Raw genomic sequence first — 17,260 nt, forward strand, 5'->3', positions numbered from 1 at the left:
CGGAAACACACACCATTCACTCGGCAGGACGCCTGTGCGTGGGCGGACGATCACGGCGCGCGCATCCGGGAACTCCCGCGCGTTGTCTTGTGTGAGGAGTTCTGTGGGGACGAGGCCGTGTCGGTCGACCGAGGGGATCACCGGTATGCGGAAGCGAAACCATGTCTTAGCGGCCGTGGTGGCCGCCGTTACGGCAGCGGTGGCGGGAGTCGCCGGATGTGATGCGGTGGGCGGTGACTCGGCGTCGCCGAGCGGGCGGGCGGTGAAGCCGTCGCCGACGCCGGTGTGGGACCGCAGCCCGGAGTCGATCGTGGCGGTGGGCGACTCGATCACCCGCGGCTTCGACGCGTGCGGCATTCTGACGGACTGCCCGGAGGCGTCGTGGGCGACCGGCAGCCGTGAGGACGTCGACAGTCTCGCCGTACGCCTGCTGGGGCGTACGCGGGCGGCGGAGCGCAGTTGGAACTACGCGCGGACCGGGGCGCGGATGGCGGACGTGCCGGGTCAGATGGCCCGGGCGGTGGCCCGCTCCCCGGAGTTGGTCACGGTGATGGCGGGGGCCAACGACGCCTGCCGGGACTCCGCGGACGAGATGACGTCGGTGGCCGCGTTCAGGACCTCCTTCGAGGAGGCGATGCGGACCCTGCGCGGCGCCCTGCCCAAGGCGCAGGTGTATGTGTCGAGCGTGCCGGACCTGAAGCGGCTGTGGTCGCAGGGGCGGACGAACCTGCTGGGCAAGCAGGTGTGGAAGCTCGGCATATGCCCGTCGATGCTGGACGACGCGGACGCGCTGGACGCGGCGGCGAACCTGCGCCGGGCGACGGTGCAGAAGCGGGTGGAGGACTACAACAGGGTGCTGCGCGAGGTGTGCGCGCGCGACGAGCGCTGCCGTTTCGACGGGGGCGCGGTGTACGCGTACCGGTTCGGCACCGACCAGCTCAGCCACTGGGACTGGTTCCATCCGAGCGTCGACGGTCAGGCGCGGCTGGCGGAGATCGCCTACCGGACGGTCACCGCGAAGGAGACCTGACTTAGGGTTTCCGGCATGATCGAACAGTTCGCAACACTTTCCGACGGCACCCCCGTGCACCGCTGCACCCTGGAGCGCGCGGGGGTCCGGGTGCGGGTGCTGTCCTACGGCGGAATCGTCCAGTCCGTCGAGATCCCGGACCGCGAGGGGCTCCGCGCGGACGTGGTGCTGGGTTTCAAGGACCTGGACGGCTATCTGACGCACCAAGGGCCGTACTTCGGCGCGCTGGTGGGCCGCTACGCCAACCGGATCGCGGGCGCCCGCTTCGCGCTGGACGGGGTGACGTACCCGCTGGAGCGAAACGACGGCCCCAACTCGCTGCACGGCGGCGAGCACGGCTTCGACAAGCGGGTGTGGGACATGACGCCCGTCGAGCACGGCGTCCGCCTCGGCCGGGTCAGCCCGCACGGCGAGGAGGGCTTCCCGGGCCGCCTGGAGATGTCGGCGACGTACACGCTCCTGGAGTCGGGTGCGCTGCGGATCGCGTACGAGGCGGTGGCGGACGCGCCGACGGTGGTGAACGTGACGAACCACAGCTACTTCAACCTGGCGGGCTCCGGATCCGCGGGCGGCCATGAACTGCGGATCGCCGCCTCCCGCTTCACGCCTGTCGACGCGGACCTGATCCCGACCGGCGAACTCGCGGACGTCAGCGGCACCCGCTTCGACTTCCGTACGGCCCGCGAGACCGGCTCGGGATACGACCACAACTTCGTGCTGGACAAGGGCGTCACGGACGGGCCGGTCGAGGTCGCCGAGCTGCACGACCCGGCGTCCGGGCGGGTGCTGACCGTGTCGACGACCGAGCCGGGCCTGCAGCTGTACACCGCCGACCACCTCTCCGGCCCGTTCGCGCCGGGCGACGGCATCGCGCTGGAGACCCAGCACTTCCCCGACTCCCCCAACCGGCCGGAGTTCCCGAGCACGGTGCTGCGGCCGGGCGAGGTGTTCCGCTCGGAGACGGTCTACGGCTTCGGGGTGCGCTGAGCCGGGACCGCCGCCACCACCTCCACCTCGATCTGCGCCTCGGGCCGGAACAACTTGGGCACCTCGAAGGTCATGCTGGTGGGCGGGGTGCCGGTGAGATGGCGGCGGCGCACCTGGCCGTACTCGTCCAGCCGGGAGATGTCGGTGAGGTAGGTGCGGATGTTGATGATGTCCGCCAGGCTCGCGCCGTGCGCCTTGAGCAGGGCGTCCAGGGTCCGGAAGACGCCCTCGCTCTGCTCGGCGAGGGTGGCGCCCTGCGCGATCTGCCCCGACACGAACAGCAGCGCGCTGCCGTCGGCGTGTGCGACCCGGGCGACCTGGGAGTAGTAGGGGCTGAGCGGCTGGGGGGCGTTCTCGGGGTTGTCGAGGGTGACCTGCACGGGTGCTCCTTCAGTCGGCGGTACGGGGGCTGCTGTCGGCGCTACGAAGGTGTGCCGCGGCCTCTGCGATGTCCACGCCGGTGAGCGCGGGGTCCGCCTCCGCCGCACTCCGCAGGCGCTCCAGCACGGCCGTCACGACCGGCAGTTCGGCCGCCTTCACGGCGAGGTCCAGGTCCTTGACGGCGAGCCCGGTGCCGAAGTGCACGCCTTCGGCGAAGGCACGGGCGACGACACCGCCCAGTGGCCCGGCAGCGAGGGCGGCCCGGGAGGTGGCGGGGTCGACGCCGAGCGCGTCGGCCAGCCGGAGGGACTCGGCGACCAGGGCGACCCCGCCGATCACCCCCGTGTTGACGGCGAGTTTGAGGGCGGCGCCCGAGCCGGGGCCGCCGGTGCGGGTGACCGTGCCCAGGTGGGCGAGGATGCCGGCGACGGAATCCACGTCCCCGCCGGCCAGGATGCCGAGTTCGCCCGTGGCCGCCTTGTCGGTGCTGCCCATGACGGGCGCGTCGACCACGGTCGTGCCGTCCCCGAGCCGGGCGGCGAGTTCCCGCACGGCGTCCGGGCCGACGCTGGACATCTCCACCCAGCGGGCGCCCGACCGCAGGGCCGGTGCGGCCTCGGCGGCCACGGCGTCGAGGGCGTCGGGGCCGGTGAGCATCGTGATCACCACCTCCGCGTCCTGGACGGCCTCGGCGGGCGTGCCGGCGCGCAGCGCGCCCTCGGCGACCAGCGGGTCGGCCTTCGCCGCCGTACGGTTCCAGACGGTCAGGGGGTGGCCCGCGCGCAGCAGTCGGCGGGCCATCGGGGCGCCCATGTGGCCGAGCCCCAGAAAGGCGATCTTCTCCATGCCCCGACGCTAGGCCGGGGGCTTGCCATGCGACAAGCGAATGTCCAGCATGGCAGGCATGCCGAACACGCATGACGTAGTGCCGGAGCTGTCGACGGTCTGGCTCCGGGCCTTCCTCGAGGTCGCCCGCCACGGCTCGTTCACCGTGGCGGCCCGCACGCTGGGCTGGACCCAGTCGGCCGTCTCCCGGCAGATCTCCTCGCTGGAGTCGGCGCTGGGCGGCGAGCCGCTGTTCGACCGGCTGCCGCGGGGCGTACGGCTGACCGAGGCCGGACGGGTCCTGGTGCCGTACGCCGAGGCTGTGACGGAGGCCCTGACGGGCGCCGGGCGGGAGCTGGCGGACCTGCGTGCGGGGACGGCCGGGCGGCTGCGGTTCGGGGCGTTCGCCACGGCCGACGCGGCGCTGGTGCCGCGCGCGCTCGCCGCCTTCCGAGCCCGCCGCCCCCGCGTCCGCGTCACCCGCGAGGAGGGCCTCACCCCGGCCCTGCTCGACCGGCTCACCGCCGGGCATCTGGACCTGGCGGTGGTCTCCACGACCGGCCGGGCCCCGCTGGACGCCTACGACCTGCACCATCTGCTCGACGAGTCCCTGTACGTCGCCGTCCCCGCGGACCATCCTCTCGCGGGCCACGAGGGGCCGGTCCGGCTCGGGCAGCTCGCCGACGCCGACTGGATCGCGGGCGGCTCCCAGCCCGAGGGCACCCTCCTCGACGCGGCCCTGCGCCAGGGCTTCCGACCGCGGGTGACCCATGTCGTCGCCGAGTGGACGGCCAAGCAGGGCTACGTCGCCGCAGGGCTCGGCGTCACGCTGATCCCGGCCCTGGCCGCCGCCTCGGTGCGCCCGGACATCGTGCTGCTGCCGGTGCTGGACGAGGGCGCGGCGGCCCGCGCGGTGTACGCGGCGACGGTGAAGGGCCGCAGTCCGGCCCCTGCCGCGCGGCTGTTCCTGGCGGCGCTGCGGGAGGCGGCGGAGACGATTCCGGCACTGTGAACGAGGGATTCCGGCGCGGCGGAGGCGGGTAGGACCTGGCACCTCCATCGCAACGGGAAGGACCTGAAGTCACGTGAGTGTCATACGGGTTGGGATCGGCGTCACCGTGCTGGCGCTGGCCGTCGGGCTCACGGCGGCCCCCGGAGCCACAGCCGGGGTCGACGCCCCGCCGACCGCCGAGGAGCAGCGGCTCGACCGTGCCGTACCGCAGGAGATCCTGCGCCGCTCCGGATTCGACACGGTGGCGGCCGAGTTCGCCCGGGATCTCGCGGGCGCCGGGTCCTACGCGCAGGCCCACCGGATCGTCGTACGCGAGGGGTCGGCGCTGTGGCGGCGGGCCGTGGACCGGGTGCAGGGGCGCGGTCCGGCGGGCGGGGATCTGAGCCGGGACGACGACCGGCCGCTGTACTGGGCGCGGTTGGGGATGACCCGGGAGGTGCGGGCCTACCGGCCCGGGTTCGGACTCGACGAGGAGCGACGCGCCAAGCTGCTCGACGCCCTGGAGCGGGCCTCGCGCGGGCAGAGCGACATCCGCTTCCCGTGCGGCAAGGGTGTCCGGCGGGTCCTGGTCACCGGCTTCGATCCGTTCACGCTGGACCGGGACATCCGGATCTCCAACCCGTCGGGCGCGACCGCGCTGGCGCTGGACGGCACGGTGATCGAGACGGCGGACGGTCCGGCCCGGGTGGAGACGGCCGTGTTCCCGGTGCGCTGGCGGGACTTCGCCGAGGGGACGGTCGAGCGGACCCTGCGCCCGCACCTGCCCCACGTGGACCTGTTCACCACGGTGAGCCAGGGCCGCGTCGGCCGCTTCGACGTCGAGCGCACCAACGGGGCCTGGCGGGGCGGCTTCCCCGACAACGAGAACATCGGCCGCACGGAGACGGTCCCGGTCACCGACCCGGCCTCGCAGCCGCAGTGGACCTCCACGACCCTGCCGTACGCGCGGATCGTCGCGGCGGGCACCGGCCCCTTCCCCGTCCACGACAACACCGGCGTGACCGAGATCCCGGCCGGGGGCACCGAACCCGTCGTACGGCCGGACGGGCCGAGTCCGGGCTCCACCGCGCGGGCCGGGGGCGGCGGGAACTACCTGTCCAACGAGATCGCCTACCGGGCGACCCTGCTGCGCGACCGCCTCGGCCTGCACGACACCCTGCCGGGCGGGCATGTGCACACGCCGGTGCTGCAGTTCGGGGCCGGGAACACCACGGAGGTGACCGACCCCGAGTTCGTGCGCAACCGGTTGGACATCGTCGCGCAGGTGCGGGCGATCCTGTCCGCCGCGCTCAGTGCGACGGGGCGAACGCGAGGCTGACGCCGAGGCCGGCCAGGACCGAACCGATCACCTTGTTGAGCACCTTCTGGGCGCGCAGCATGAGCGTGCGCATGCGTTCCTGGGAGAAGAACACGGCGACGACGCCGAACCACAGCAGGTGGGCCAGCGACATGAACAGGCCGTAGCCCGCCTGCTGATAGAGCGGGGTGCCGGGGCTGACGACCTGGGCGAAGGTGGAGACGACGAACAGGGTCGTCTTGGGGTTGAGGACGTTGGTGAGGAACCCGCTGCGCAGCGCGGCGAGCGGCGTCAGCCCGGTCTTGTTCTCCAGGTCGACCTTCACCTCGCCGCGGGCGCGGAAGGTGCGCACACCGATGTAGACGAGGTAGGCGGCGCCGATCAGCTTGATGACCGTGAACAGGAAGGTCGAGGAGGCGATCAGCAGGCCCACGCCGAGCATGGTGTACGTGACGTGGACGAGCACGCCGGCGGCGACTCCGGTGGCGGCGAGGAGGCCGGTGCGCCGGCCGTGGAGATAGCTGTTGCGGACGATCATCGCGAAGTCGGCGCCCGGGGCGATGACCGCCAGGACGGTGATGACGGCTACGGCGAGTATCTCGGTCACACGGTCTCCTCTTCGGACTCGTCTTGGGCCCCGTCACCGTCGGCCTCCGTCTCCTCGCCGAGCAGGTCGCGGGCCATGAGGGTGGCGCCCGCGACCGCGCCCGGCATCAGGAAGACCGCCACGAACGGGACCAGGAAGGCCAGGCCCAGGGGCGTGCCGAAGCCCCAGACCAGGGTCTTGCGGGAGCGGAGCAGGGCGAGACGGTCGCGCAGCTGGACGCCGCGGCGCTGCATCGCGACGGCGGCGAGCTCCTCGGTGAGGAAGAAGCCGGTGACGAAGAAGCCGACGACGGGCACGACGGTCTGCCCGGCGATGGGGACGAACCCGAGCGCGAACAGCAGCACACCCCAGCACAGGGCGCGCAGGACGATCCGCAGGCTGTCCCGGGCCGAGATCCACAGCTCCCGCCACAGCGGCAGCCCCGACTCGGGCGCGGTGCCGTCGGGCGAGACGTCCCGGTCGACCTCCTCGGAGAGGCTCTCGTAGAACGGCTGGCCGATCAGCAGCGTCACCGCGGTGAAGGTGAGCACGGCGAGCAGCAGGCCCAGCGCGAACAGCACGACCGTCAGGAAGCCGCGGAACAGGCCCTGCCAGGGGCTCGACCAGTCGTCGGCGAACGGCGTCGCCCAGGACACGGCGTCGTCGCCCCACGCGGCGAGCGACACCAGCGCGGCCCCGTACAGCACGAGGGTGATCAGGCCGGGGATCAGCCCGAACTCGAACTGCCTGCGGTGCGTGGCCACCCACCGCTGGCCCTTGATGAGGTACTGGAAACCCGCCCCGAGATCACGCATGGCGGAACTCTAACCGGGTGACACCGAGTCCCTCTTGTTGCCCTTGAGTCGAACAGGTAGATCTCGCCGTACCGATCCGCAGAAAGCCCGGAGGAGGTACGCGTGCGCACCACCCGTAGCGTCCTTGCGAGAACCGCCCTGGCCCTCACCCTGTCGACCAGTTCCCTCCTGCTCACCGCCCCGGCCCAGGCCCGGCCGGCCCCCGACCCCGTCACCCGCCACGAGCCCGCCCTGGACAGCGGGGCCGCCAAGTCGCCCGAGGCCGCCGCCCGTCGGGCGCTCACCTCGCCCGTCCCCGATCTCTCGGACGCCTCCCGCGGCTATCCGCGGCAGCAGGTCCTCGCCCCGGACCCGGAGAACCCGGCCGACAGGTCCCTGAAGCTGGGCCTCGTCCCGTACCACGGCATCGCGCCCCGGCTGAACGCCCTTCAGGCGCTCGGCGACCGGGTCAGCGTGGAGGTGGCCGGGCGTTCGGCGGGCGGACACCGGCTCTATCTGGTCACGGTCACCGCGCCGGAGTCGGCCGCCCGCACCCGCGCCCAGGAGCGGATGCGGGAGCTGATCGAGAACGCGCCCGCGGCGGCCGCGAAGGACCCGGCCGTCAAAGCGGCGTACAAGACGCCGGTGTTCTTCAACAACAACATCCACGGCAACGAGTGGGAGGGCACGGACGCCGCCCTGAAGCTCATCGAGCGGCTCGCGACCGCGACCGACGCGCGCACCCGGGAGCTGCTGAGCACGAGCCGCCTGTACTTCAACATCACCGCGAACCCGGACGGCCGGATCGCCGGGACGCGGGCCAACGCGGGCGGCTTCGACCTCAACCGGGACTTCGTGACCGCCTCGCAGCCGGAGACCCGGGCGATGCGGCAGATCGAGATCGACAAGCAGCCCGCGGTCATGCTGGACCTGCACGGCTACGTCAACGGCACCCTCATCGAGCCGACCACTCCCCCGCACGGCGAGAACTACGAGTACGACCTTTTCCTGAAGAACACCTATGCCAACGCCCTCGGCATGGAGGCCGCCGTCAACGGCCTCGGGTACACCCCCGACAAGGACGGGGTCGAGCCCGCGCAGATCCCGTTCCGGGACCAGCAGGAGGGCTGGGACGACTGGCCGCCCGTCTTCACCCCGCAGTACGCGGCCTACCACGGCACGGTCGCCGCGCACACCGTCGAGATCCCGCTGCCGGTGAACAACTCCGCCTACAGCAGCCTGCCGGTGGCGGAGCTGCGCCGCCGGGCGGCGGTCAACGTCGAGGTGGCGGGCGCCGCGATGCGGGCCACGCTGGAGTTCGTCCGCACGCACCGCGCGTCCCTGCTGGCCGACCAGATCGAGGTGTTCCGGCGCGGGCAGGCGGGCGCGGCGCAGGTGCCGGTGTCCGAGGAGACCGTGCCCGGCGTGCCCGGCATCGGGCCGGAGGACGTGTACACCACCGAGTTCCCGCGCGCCTATGTGATCCCTGGCGGCACCACCGCCGCCGCCCGGCTCGTCGGCCATCTGCTCGCCAACGACGTCCGCGTCAGCCGCGCCTTCAAGGCCTTCCGGCTCGGCGGGCGGACCTGGCCGCAGGGCTCGTACGTCGTCGACCTGCGCCAGGCCAAGCGCGGCATGGCGAACGCGCTGCTCGCGGACGGGCGGGACATCAGCGACAAGGTGTCGGTGATGTACGACATCTCGGGCTGGAGCCTGGGCCGGCTGTGGGGCGCCCGGGTGGAGTCCGTGCCGTCCGGGAGCCTGTCCGGGCTGCCGCTGCGGGAAGTGCGGGAGGCCTCGCCCGTCGGGTACGTCGCCCCGCGCGGCGACCTGCGGCTGCGGCTGACCGACCCGGCGGAGGTGGCGGCGCTCAACTCGCTGCTGGGGCAGGGCGTGCCGGTGCGCCGGGCCGCGGACGGGTCGGTGCTGGTGCCGCGTTCGGCGCGTGAGCCGGCGGCCGAGGCGGCACGGACGTACGACGTGGTGTTCTCCTCGGCGAAGTTCGGCCCGGGCACCGCGCTGCACCGCACCCGGGTGGCCGCCGCGGTCACTCCGGGTGAGCTGTTCGCGCTGCGGGAGATGGGCTTCGAGGTCACCCCGGTGTCGACGGCCGTGCTGAACGCGGGCTTCGACTGGTCGGGCGTGGAGGTGCTGTTCGTGTCGGCCGGGCTGGACCACGGGGCGCTGGCGCCGGCCGCGCGCGGGGCGCTGGAGGCGTTCCTGGCGGCCGGACACGGGCTGGTGGGCCGCGGGGCCGTCGGGGCGGAGCTGAGCGCGGCCACGGCGCTGCTGAAGGCGCACGCGGTGGAGGGCAACGGGGACGCCAATGGCGTGGTCCGAGTGCTGAACTCCGGCCCGCTGACGGCCGGTTCGCCCTCCCACAGCTTCGTCTACGCGCCGGTGTGGTTCACCGGCCTCGGCCCCGGCGTGCGTGTCGAGCAGTCCTACGCGAGCGGCAATCCGCTCGTGTCCGGGCACTGGAGGCCGTCGGACGACGGCACCGGCGGCCCGGCGGACGCGGCCGGCCGGGCCTCGGTCGTCAGTGGCCCGCACGCTGTTCTGTTCGGGACGGAACCGCTCTTCCGGGCGCACCCCAAGGGGGAATTCCCCCAGGTGGCCCGGGCATTGTTGATCATGGGACAGGCCGGCAGAGGCTGATGCGAGGTTGAGGGAGAGCGGATGACGCAGGAGATTCACGGCACCGTCGCCGACGGCTACGAGGCCGTCCGCGAGGAGTTCGCCGCGTTCGTGGCGGAGGAACGCCCGGACTACGAGGGCCAGTTGTGCGCCTACGTCGACGGCAGGCGGGTCGTCGACCTGTGGGCCGGCGAGGGCGCCGAGGCCGACTCGCTGTACGGCGTGTTCTCCACGACCAAGGGCGCCGCGCACCTCGTGGTCGCGCTGCTCGTGCAGGACGGCACCCTGGAGCTGGACCGGAAGGTCACGTACTACTGGCCGGAGTTCGGCGCCGAGGGCAAGGGCGGGGTCACCCTGCGGGATCTGCTCGCGCACCGGGCCGGTGTGGTGGGCCTGGACGCAGGGTTCAGCCGGGAGGAGCTGGCGGACGACCGGGTGATCGCCGAGCGGCTCGCCGACCAGCGGCCGTTCTGGCGGCCCGGCACGGCGTTCGGCTACCACGCGCTCGTGATAGGCGCGCTCACCGGCGAGGTGGTGCGGCGGGCCACGGGCCGTACGACGCAGGAGCTGTTCGAGGAGCGGGTGCGGGCGCCGTACGGGCTGGACTTCCGTCTCGGGCTGCCCGAGGCGCTGGAGCCGCGGTTCCGCAGCGTGCTGCCGATGGCACCGACGCCGGAGCAGCAGGCGGAGCTGAACGCGGCACCGACGGGGCCGCACACGCTGGGCTCCATCGCGTTCAACACCCATGCGCCGGGCGCCGGGACGCTGGTGGACCACGCCAACTCCCGGCTGGTCCGCGCCAAGGGGCCGACCTCGGCGGGCGGTGTGGCGGCCGCGCGCGGGATCGCCGGGATGTACGCGGCGGCGATCAGCGAGCTGGACGGGCGGCCGCCGCTGCTCAAGCCCGACACGATCGCCGAGGCCGGCCAGATCCACTCCGTCGGCCACGACCTGGTGGCCCGGGGATACCGGGCCTTCGGGCTCGGCTTCCAGGCGACCGCCGACGTGGCGTACCCCTTCCTGGGCGCCGGCACGTTCGGCCACAGCGGCGCCGCCGGCTCCCAGGGCTTCGCCGACCCGCGCTCGGGCCTCGCCTACGGCTACACCCGCCGCCGGTTCGCCTACCCGGGCGGCGCGGCGCCGGAGAACGAGCGGTTCGTGAAGGCGGTGCACAGCGCGGCACTGGCCGGCTGAGCGGCGTAGTACGACGAGAGCCATCCGGACGGCGCACGACGAGAGCCGGCCGGGGCGGGCGCACGGCAAGGGCCGCACCCCACGTCCAAGGGTGCGGCCCTCGTCGTATCAACGACGGATGTCAGCCCAGCGTCACGATGATGTTCCCGCGAGTCGCCTTGGAGTACGGGCAGACCTCGTGGGCCTTCTTGATCAGGCTCTGGGCGGTCTCCGCGTCCACGTTCGGGATGGTCGCGGAGAGCTCGACGATGATGCCGAAGCCGTCGTCGTTCTTGCCGATGCCGACCTTGGCGGTGACGGTCGAGCCGGAGACGTCGGCGCCCTCCTGGCGGGCGACCACGCCGAGCGCGCCCTGGAAGCAGGCGCTGTAGCCGGCGGCGAACAGCTGCTCCGGGTTGGTGCCGGTGCCGCTGCCGCCCATCTCGACGGGCGGGTTGACGATCACGTCGAGCCGGCCGTCGTCGGTGGCGACCCGGCCGTCACGGCCGTTCTCGGCGGTGGCGACGGCGGTGTACAGGACGTCGGACTGCTGAATGGGCATGCGGTGATCTTCCTCCTCGTCCGCCGCGACTCGCGCCCACGATCGACGGCGGTTTCGGAAAGAAGTTACCGCATGCCGGAATGCTCGGGAAGCTCAGAGCTGGACGATCATCTTTCCGGTGTTGTCGCCGCGCAGGACGCCGAGGAACGCCTCCAGGTTGTTCTCGATGCCCTCGACGACGGTCTCGCGGTACTTCAGCGCGCCCGAGGCGACCCAGGGGCCGACCTCCTGGACGAACTGCGGCTGGAGGTCGTAGTGGTCGCCGACCAGGAGGCCCTCGATGCGGCCGCGGGTCTGGATGAGGCGCGCGAGGTTCTTCGGGCCCGGGGCGGGCTCGGTGTTGTTGTAGACCGAGATCATGCCGCAGATGACGATCCGGCCGCCCTCGTTGAGCTGCCCGATCGCGGCCTCCAGGTGGTCGCCGCCGACGTTGTCGAAGTACACGTCCACGCCGTCGGGCGCGGCCTCGCGCAGCTGCTCGGCGACGGAGCCGTTCTTGTAGTTGAAGGCCGCGTCGAAGCCGTACTCCTCGACCAGCAGCTTGACCTTGTCGTCGGAGCCGGCCGAGCCGATCACCCGCGAGGCGCCCTTGAGCTTCGCCATCTGGCCGACCTGGCTGCCCACGGCACCCGCGGCGCCGGACACGAAGACACTGTCGCCCTCCTTGAACGCGGCGGTGCGCAGCAGGCCCGCGTACGCGGTCAGGCCGGTCATGCCGAGCACACCGAGGTACGTGGACAGGGGCGCGGCCTGCGGGTCGACCTTGACGGCGTGCTGCGCGTCCACGGCGGCGTACTCGCGCCAGCCGAGGAAGTGCAGGACGTGGTCGCCGGGCTCGATGCCCTCGGCGTTCGACTCGATGACCTCGCCGACCGCGCCGCCCTGCATGACCTTGCCCAGCTCGAAGGGGGCGACGTAGGACTTGGCGGCGCTCATGCGGCCGCGCATGTACGGGTCGACGGAGAGGTACCTGTTGCGCACCAGCACCTGACCTTCGCGCGGCGTCGGAACCTCGGCCTCCACCAGGGCGAAGTCCTCGGGCTTGGGCCAGCCGACGGGACGGCTGAGCAGGTGCCATTCGCGGTTGATCATGGGGGGTGCCTTTCGATTACTTCAGTGCCTGAAACAACCATGCGCCTGGATATTTCAGGTTGTCAAGTAATCCGGGTATCCTTGGGGCATGGCCACTCCCCACGGAAACCGTCCCGACGAACTGACCCTGGAGGTCGTCGACCTCATCGCATCGGTCGTCGCGCGCTATCACGAGGAGTACGAGGAGGCTGCCGCCGAGCACGCGCTGACGGGGGCGCAGGCGAAGCTGCTCGGGTTGCTCACGCTGGAGCCGCTGCCCATGCGGAAGCTGGCCCAGAAGCTGAAGTGCGAGCCGTCGAACGTCACGGGAATCGTGGACCGGCTGGAGGCGCGGGGGCTGGTCGAGCGGCGGCCCGATCCCGCGGACCGGCGGGTGAAGGTCGCGGTGGCGACCGAGGCGGGGCGGGGGGTGGCTCGGTCGTTGCGGGAGTCGTTGCGGTTCGCTCGGGAGCCGTTGGCCGGGCTTTCCGAGGCCGAGCGGGTTGTGCTGCGGGAGTTGTTGCAGCGGATGCTCACCGCCGCGCCGTAGGGCTTCTCTTCCTCGGCGGCTCTCCCGTCGTCGTGGTTGCTCGCGCCCACGCGGCGGAGCCGCATATCGACACAGCCCCGCGCCCCTGGGGGACGTGCCCCTCAGGACGATTTCAGGTGCACCACCACAGGAAGCGGTCGCAGGTCTCCGAAGGTTCCGGTTCCGGGTCCGGGACCGTCGTCGTCGGGGCGACCGTCGGCGTGTCCGCCGGGGCCGGGTCCTCGGCCGGGGCCGAGTCGGCGGGGGCCGGGGCCTGCGGAGTGGGGCCTGAGCCCGTGTCCGCGCCCGCGGACGGGGAGCGGGTGATGACGCCGGGGCTCCTGCTCGCGTCGGGGGACTCGCTCGCCGATGCGGATGCCGAGGGGGAGGCTTCCGAGGCGGAGGCGCTGGGGTCGTGGTCGCCCCGCGTGGTGGAGTCCTGGGAGTCGGACAGGGGATCCGCCGGATCGGTGCCGGCCTCCTGCGACGCGCCGCCGTCCGTCTGCTCGTCCCCCTCCGCCGCAGCGGGCTGCGGGGCGGAGCCGGGTGCGTCCAGGCCCAGTTCGGCGAGGCTCAGGCCGCCCGCGGCCAGCAGGAAGCCCGCGGTGATGAGGACGGTCCTGCGGCGGCGCCTGCGGTGGGCGGCGGCCTTGCGGTCGCGGCGGCTCTCGCCGGGGCGGCGGGACGCGGCGCGGCCCTGCGGGGGTTCGTCGGCGCGGGCGTCGGCCGCGGACTCGTGCGCGGCCGGGTCGTCGTACGTGGGCTCCGCCGGGAGCTGCTCGGCGGGCACGCCGCAGCCCGGGCAGGCAAGGGCGCCGTTGAGATGCCGTCGGCAGGGGTGGCAGTAGTCCATGACGCCGGAAGATTAAGTTCCCGACGCGTCACGTTCCTAGACGTGGCCGTGAAGGTTTCGTGGGGAAGAGGGCCCACCGGCGTGGCGAGTTGGGCTCGAGAGGTTTCGAAAGTACCGAAACCGTAATCTGTGCGACCCATTGACACCCCCGCCCACCCGTCCTTACTGTCTGGCCAGCATTTCGAACGAGTGACGAAATCTCGAACAAAAGCTAACGTTCACGAGGGGCAACTGCCGTGCGCATCACCGGAATCAGCACACACGTGGTCGGGACGCCGTGGCGCAACCTGACCTACGTCCAGGTGCACACCGACGAGGGCATCACCGGAGTCGGCGAGACCCGGATGCTGGGACACACCGACGCTCTGCTCGGCTATCTGAGGGAGGCCGAGGTCAACCACATTCTCGGCTCCGACCCGTTCGCTGTCGAGGATCTCGTCAAGCGCATGAAGTACGGCGACTACGGCCGGGCCGGCGAGATCGTGATGTCCGGCATCGCCGTGATCGAGATGGCCTGCTGGGACATCAAGGGCAAGGCTCTGGGCGTGCCGGTGTGGCAGCTGCTCGGCGGCAAGGTGACCGACAAGGTCAAGGCGTACGCCAACGGCTGGTACACCACCGAGCGCACCCCGGAGGCCTACCACAAGGCCGCGCAGCAGGTCATGGAGCGCGGGTACAAGGCGCTGAAGATCGACCCGTTCGGCACCGGGCACTTCGAGCTGGACCACCAGGAGACCCTGTACGCGGTCTCCCTCATCGAGGCCGTGCGCGACGCCATCGGCCCGGAGTCCGAGCTGATGCTGGAGATGCACGGCCGGTTCTCGCCCGCCACCGCCGTCCGGCTCGCCAAGGAGCTCGCGCCCTTCAAGCCCGCGTGGCTGGAGGAGCCGTGCCCGCCGGAGAACCTCAAGGCGCTGGAGAAGGTCGCCGCGAAGGTGGACGTCCCGGTGGCCACGGGTGAGCGCATCCACGACCGGATCGAGTTCCGCGAGCTGTTCGAGAGCCAGGCCGTGGACATCATCCAGCCCGACGTCGGCCACATCGGCGGCATCTGGGAGACCCGCAAGCTCGCCGCGACCGCCGAGACCCACTACATGCTGGTCGCGCCGCACAACGTCGGCGGGTCCGTGCTGACCGCCGCGTCCCTCCAGGTCGGGTTCACCTCCCCCAACTTCAAGATCCTGGAGCACTTCAACGATTTCGCCGACGCGGAGATCAAGAAGGTCGTCAAGGGCGCCCCGCAGGTGGTGGACGGCTACTTCCACCTGTCCGACGCGCCCGGTCTCGGCGTCGAGCTGGACGTGGACGCGGCCGCCGAGTTCCCGCAGCAGCAGGCCCGTTTCGACCTGTGGGCCGAGGGCTGGGAGCAGCGTAAGCCGAAGGGCACCAAGTGAGTTCCCAGGTCGTCGTGGAGGCTCCCGGCGTGCATCGCGTCGAGGAGCACACGCCGCGCGCGCCCGGTGCCGGTGAGGCGCTGGTCCGGGTGCACGCGGCCGGCATCTGCGGCAGCGACCGCGAGGTGTACCAGGGCAACCGGCCCGAGGGGTACGTCCGTTACCCGCTGACGCCCGGTCACGAGTGGTCCGGGACGGTGGAGGCGGTCGGTGCCGGGGTGCCGGTGAGCCTGGTGGGCCGCAAGGTGGTCGGCGAGGGTTTTCGCAACTGCCAGGTCTGCGACCGCTGCCACGCCGGTGAGACGACCCTGTGCACGGACGGCTACGAGGAGACCGGGTTCACCCAGCCCGGCGCGATGGCCGCCACCCTGACCCTGCCGGCCCGGCTGCTGCACGCCCTGCCGAAGGACGCCGACCTGACCGCGGCGGCCCTGCTGGAGCCGGCCGCCTGTATCGCGGCGGCGGCCCTCAAGGCGAACGCGCGGCCCGGCGAGCGGGTGGCCGTCGTCGGCACCGGCACGCTCGGGATGTTCGCGGTGCAGTTCCTGCGCGCCTCCTCCCCCGGTGAGCTGCTGGTCGTCGGCACGCGCCGGGACCGGGAGGCGCTGGCGCGGCAGTTCGGCGCGACGGACTTTCGAACCAAGGACACCGAAAATTCGGCGCTGCCCGGGGACTTCGACGTCGTCATCGAGACGGCCGGGTCCGCCGACGCGGCCCGCACCGCCGCCGCGCTGCTGCGGCGCGGGGGCCGGCTGGTGCTGACCGGCATCCCGGCGCCGGGCGCGGACGGGCTCGACCCGACCGAGCTCGTCGTACGGCAGCTGGAGGTGCACACCGTCTTCGGTGCGCCGCCGGACGCCTGGTCGCACACCGTGCGGGTCTTCGCCGCCGGTCTGCTCGACCCGGTGCCGCTGGTGACGCACGAGCTGCCGCTGACCGAGTTCTCCCGGGCCATCGAGCTGGTGGGGTCCGGTGACCCGAAGGTCGGCAAGGTCCTGCTGCGCCCGTAGACGTACGCCGGTACGGGGGTTACCTGACGGCCGCCGTACCGGCGTACCACCAAGCCTTCGCGCCCTTTTTCACGCCGAGGGACGCGAACCACGTCCGATATATCGAACACGAAGGACAGCTTGTGACCGACGCTTCCGCCACGGCAGCCCGGCGACCCGGTGAGCAGGCGCTCGCCGCGCTCGGCCTGGGCACGCCCGCGCCCGACCCTGCCGACGCCTCGCCGCACACCTTCCCCGGCGGCGGCCGCTGGCGCACCGAGATCCCCTCGTGCGAGGGCCCCGAAGCGCTGGCCGTCGTCCTGAAGGAGGCCTCGCGCCTGGACGTGCCGATCCACCGGATCAGTCAGGGCAGCGGGGTGTGGATGCTCAGCGACGCCGAGATCACCGAGATGGTCGAGGCGACCGCCGAGCGCGACATCGAGCTCTGCCTGTTCACCGGCCCGCGCGGCACCTGGGACATCGGCGGCTCGGTGCGCACCGACTCGCGGGGCGCCGGCCTGCGCGCGCGGGGCCACGACGCCGTCGCCGGCTGCGTCGAGGACGCCGTACGGGCCACCGAGCTGGGCGTGAAGTGCCTGCTGGTGGCCGACGAGGGCGTGCTGTGGACGCTGCACCGGGCGCGCCTGGCCGGCATCATCCCGGCCGACACCACCCTGAAGGTCTCCGCGCTGATCGGCCCGGTCAACCCGGCCGCGTACGCCGTCTACGAGCAGCTCGGCGGCGACTCGATCAACGTGCCCAGCGACCTCACGCTGGACCACCTCACCGAGATCCGCCGGGTGTCGGCCGCGCCGATGGACATGTACATCGAGGCGCCGGACGACCTGGGCGGTTACATCCGGATGTACGAGGTCGCCGAGCTGATCCGGCGCGGCGCGCCGCTCTATCTGAAGTTCGGCCTCTCCAAGGCCCCCGGGATCTACCCCTACGGCCACCACCTGCGGGATCTGACCCTGTCCACCGCCCGGGAACGGGTGCGGCGCGGCCGGCTCGCGCTGGACCTGCTCGCGCGGCACGGCGCGGACGGCGACATGGCGCCGCTCGGCTCGAGACTGCCGGGCGCACTGCGCCGCTTCGACACGCCCTCATAACGTTCCGGCGAACACCCCTTCACATAAG

At 72.3% G+C, this 17,260-nt stretch carries 17 protein-coding genes; 10 read left to right on the top strand and 7 right to left on the bottom strand.

What is annotated here, in order from left to right:
* Window positions 1–145: 145 nt before the first annotated feature.
* Together ACIQ6Y_RS09880 and ACIQ6Y_RS09885 are read left to right on the top strand one after the other, a co-directional pair.
* Window positions 146–1,030, top strand: coding sequence for an SGNH/GDSL hydrolase family protein (locus ACIQ6Y_RS09880; RefSeq protein WP_404035023.1), 885 nt, complete (start codon window positions 146–148; stop codon window positions 1,028–1,030).
* A 15-nt stretch (window positions 1,031–1,045) separates the two neighbouring features.
* Window positions 1,046–2,017 carry an aldose epimerase family protein gene (locus tag ACIQ6Y_RS09885; protein WP_404035025.1) on the top strand — a complete coding sequence of 324 codons (972 nt, stop codon included), beginning with the start codon at window positions 1,046–1,048 and terminating at the stop codon, window positions 2,015–2,017.
* Here ACIQ6Y_RS09885 and ACIQ6Y_RS09890 read toward each other — a convergent pair.
* Together ACIQ6Y_RS09890 and ACIQ6Y_RS09895 are read right to left on the bottom strand one after the other, a co-directional pair.
* A complete protein-coding gene (locus ACIQ6Y_RS09890) occupies window positions 1,996–2,397 on the bottom strand; it encodes a RidA family protein (RefSeq protein WP_404035027.1) in 402 nt (133 codons plus the stop codon). The genes ACIQ6Y_RS09885 and ACIQ6Y_RS09890 overlap by 22 nt on opposite strands.
* A 10-nt stretch (window positions 2,398–2,407) precedes the next feature.
* Entirely contained in the window at window positions 2,408–3,244 is an 837-nt protein-coding gene (locus tag ACIQ6Y_RS09895; protein ID WP_404035029.1) for an NAD(P)-dependent oxidoreductase, read from the bottom strand.
* Between the two features lie 49 nt (window positions 3,245–3,293).
* Between ACIQ6Y_RS09895 and ACIQ6Y_RS09900 the strand changes: the two genes are divergently transcribed.
* Complete coding sequence (locus ACIQ6Y_RS09900; protein WP_404035031.1) at window positions 3,294–4,235, top strand: LysR family transcriptional regulator; 942 nt, start codon at window positions 3,294–3,296, stop codon at window positions 4,233–4,235.
* Window positions 4,236–4,308: 73 nt separating this feature from the next.
* On the top strand, window positions 4,309–5,553 hold the full coding sequence (locus ACIQ6Y_RS09905) for a pyroglutamyl peptidase (protein WP_404035033.1): 1,245 nt from the start codon (window positions 4,309–4,311) through the stop codon (window positions 5,551–5,553).
* Here the strand turns inward: ACIQ6Y_RS09905 and ACIQ6Y_RS09910 are convergent.
* Complete coding sequence (locus ACIQ6Y_RS09910; protein ID WP_404035035.1) at window positions 5,525–6,139, bottom strand: LysE family translocator; 615 nt, start codon at window positions 6,137–6,139, stop codon at window positions 5,525–5,527. The two genes, ACIQ6Y_RS09905 and ACIQ6Y_RS09910, sit on opposite strands and share 29 nt — an antisense overlap.
* Window positions 6,136–6,933: an EI24 domain-containing protein gene (locus tag ACIQ6Y_RS09915; protein ID WP_404035037.1), complete on the bottom strand. Its 798-nt coding sequence runs from the start codon at window positions 6,931–6,933 to the stop codon at window positions 6,136–6,138. The genes ACIQ6Y_RS09910 and ACIQ6Y_RS09915 overlap by 4 nt, the downstream gene beginning before the upstream one ends.
* Window positions 6,934–7,035: 102 nt before the next feature.
* Here ACIQ6Y_RS09915 and ACIQ6Y_RS09920 point away from each other — a divergent pair, with 102 nt between their 5' ends.
* Together ACIQ6Y_RS09920 and ACIQ6Y_RS09925 are read left to right on the top strand one after the other, a co-directional pair.
* On the top strand, window positions 7,036–9,570 hold the full coding sequence (locus ACIQ6Y_RS09920) for a M14 family zinc carboxypeptidase (RefSeq protein WP_404035039.1): 2,535 nt from the start codon (window positions 7,036–7,038) through the stop codon (window positions 9,568–9,570).
* A 21-nt stretch (window positions 9,571–9,591) separates the two neighbouring features.
* Window positions 9,592–10,743 (top strand): serine hydrolase domain-containing protein, encoded by a 1,152-nt coding sequence (locus tag ACIQ6Y_RS09925; protein ID WP_404035041.1) that lies wholly within the window; start codon window positions 9,592–9,594, stop codon window positions 10,741–10,743.
* Window positions 10,744–10,864: 121 nt separating this feature from the next.
* Here ACIQ6Y_RS09925 and ACIQ6Y_RS09930 read toward each other — a convergent pair whose 3' ends face one another.
* Together ACIQ6Y_RS09930 and ACIQ6Y_RS09935 are read right to left on the bottom strand one after the other, a co-directional pair.
* Entirely contained in the window at window positions 10,865–11,284 is a 420-nt protein-coding gene (locus tag ACIQ6Y_RS09930) for an organic hydroperoxide resistance protein (protein ID WP_404035043.1), read from the bottom strand.
* A gap of 93 nt (window positions 11,285–11,377) precedes the next feature.
* On the bottom strand, window positions 11,378–12,376 hold the full coding sequence (locus ACIQ6Y_RS09935; protein ID WP_404035045.1) for an NADP-dependent oxidoreductase: 999 nt from the start codon (window positions 12,374–12,376) through the stop codon (window positions 11,378–11,380).
* A gap of 88 nt (window positions 12,377–12,464) precedes the next feature.
* Here ACIQ6Y_RS09935 and ACIQ6Y_RS09940 point away from each other — a divergent pair, with 88 nt between their 5' ends.
* Window positions 12,465–12,905 carry a MarR family winged helix-turn-helix transcriptional regulator gene (locus ACIQ6Y_RS09940; protein WP_404035047.1) on the top strand — a complete coding sequence of 147 codons (441 nt, stop codon included), beginning with the start codon at window positions 12,465–12,467 and terminating at the stop codon, window positions 12,903–12,905.
* Window positions 12,906–13,017: 112 nt separating this feature from the next.
* Here ACIQ6Y_RS09940 and ACIQ6Y_RS09945 read toward each other — a convergent pair whose 3' ends face one another.
* Window positions 13,018–13,737, bottom strand: a complete 720-nt coding sequence (locus ACIQ6Y_RS09945) for a hypothetical protein (RefSeq protein WP_404035049.1) — start codon at window positions 13,735–13,737, stop codon at window positions 13,018–13,020.
* Between the two features lie 236 nt (window positions 13,738–13,973).
* Between ACIQ6Y_RS09945 and ACIQ6Y_RS09950 the strand changes: the two genes are divergently transcribed.
* The 3 genes from ACIQ6Y_RS09950 to ACIQ6Y_RS09960 all read left to right on the top strand — a co-directional run bounded on the left by ACIQ6Y_RS09950 (window position 13,974) and on the right by ACIQ6Y_RS09960 (window position 17,232).
* Entirely contained in the window at window positions 13,974–15,131 is a 1,158-nt protein-coding gene (locus ACIQ6Y_RS09950; RefSeq protein WP_404035051.1) for a mandelate racemase/muconate lactonizing enzyme family protein, read from the top strand.
* Window positions 15,128–16,141: a zinc-binding dehydrogenase gene (locus tag ACIQ6Y_RS09955; RefSeq protein ID WP_404035053.1), complete on the top strand. Its 1,014-nt coding sequence runs from the start codon at window positions 15,128–15,130 to the stop codon at window positions 16,139–16,141. The genes ACIQ6Y_RS09950 and ACIQ6Y_RS09955 overlap by 4 nt, the downstream gene beginning before the upstream one ends.
* Window positions 16,142–16,263: 122 nt before the next feature.
* A complete protein-coding gene (locus ACIQ6Y_RS09960) occupies window positions 16,264–17,232 on the top strand; it encodes a hypothetical protein (protein ID WP_404035055.1) in 969 nt (322 codons plus the stop codon).
* Window positions 17,233–17,260: the final 28 nt, after the last annotated feature.

It is taken from the genome of Streptomyces sp. NPDC096205 (genome assembly GCF_044763135.1).
Taxonomy (GTDB): domain Bacteria; phylum Actinomycetota; class Actinomycetes; order Streptomycetales; family Streptomycetaceae; genus Streptomyces.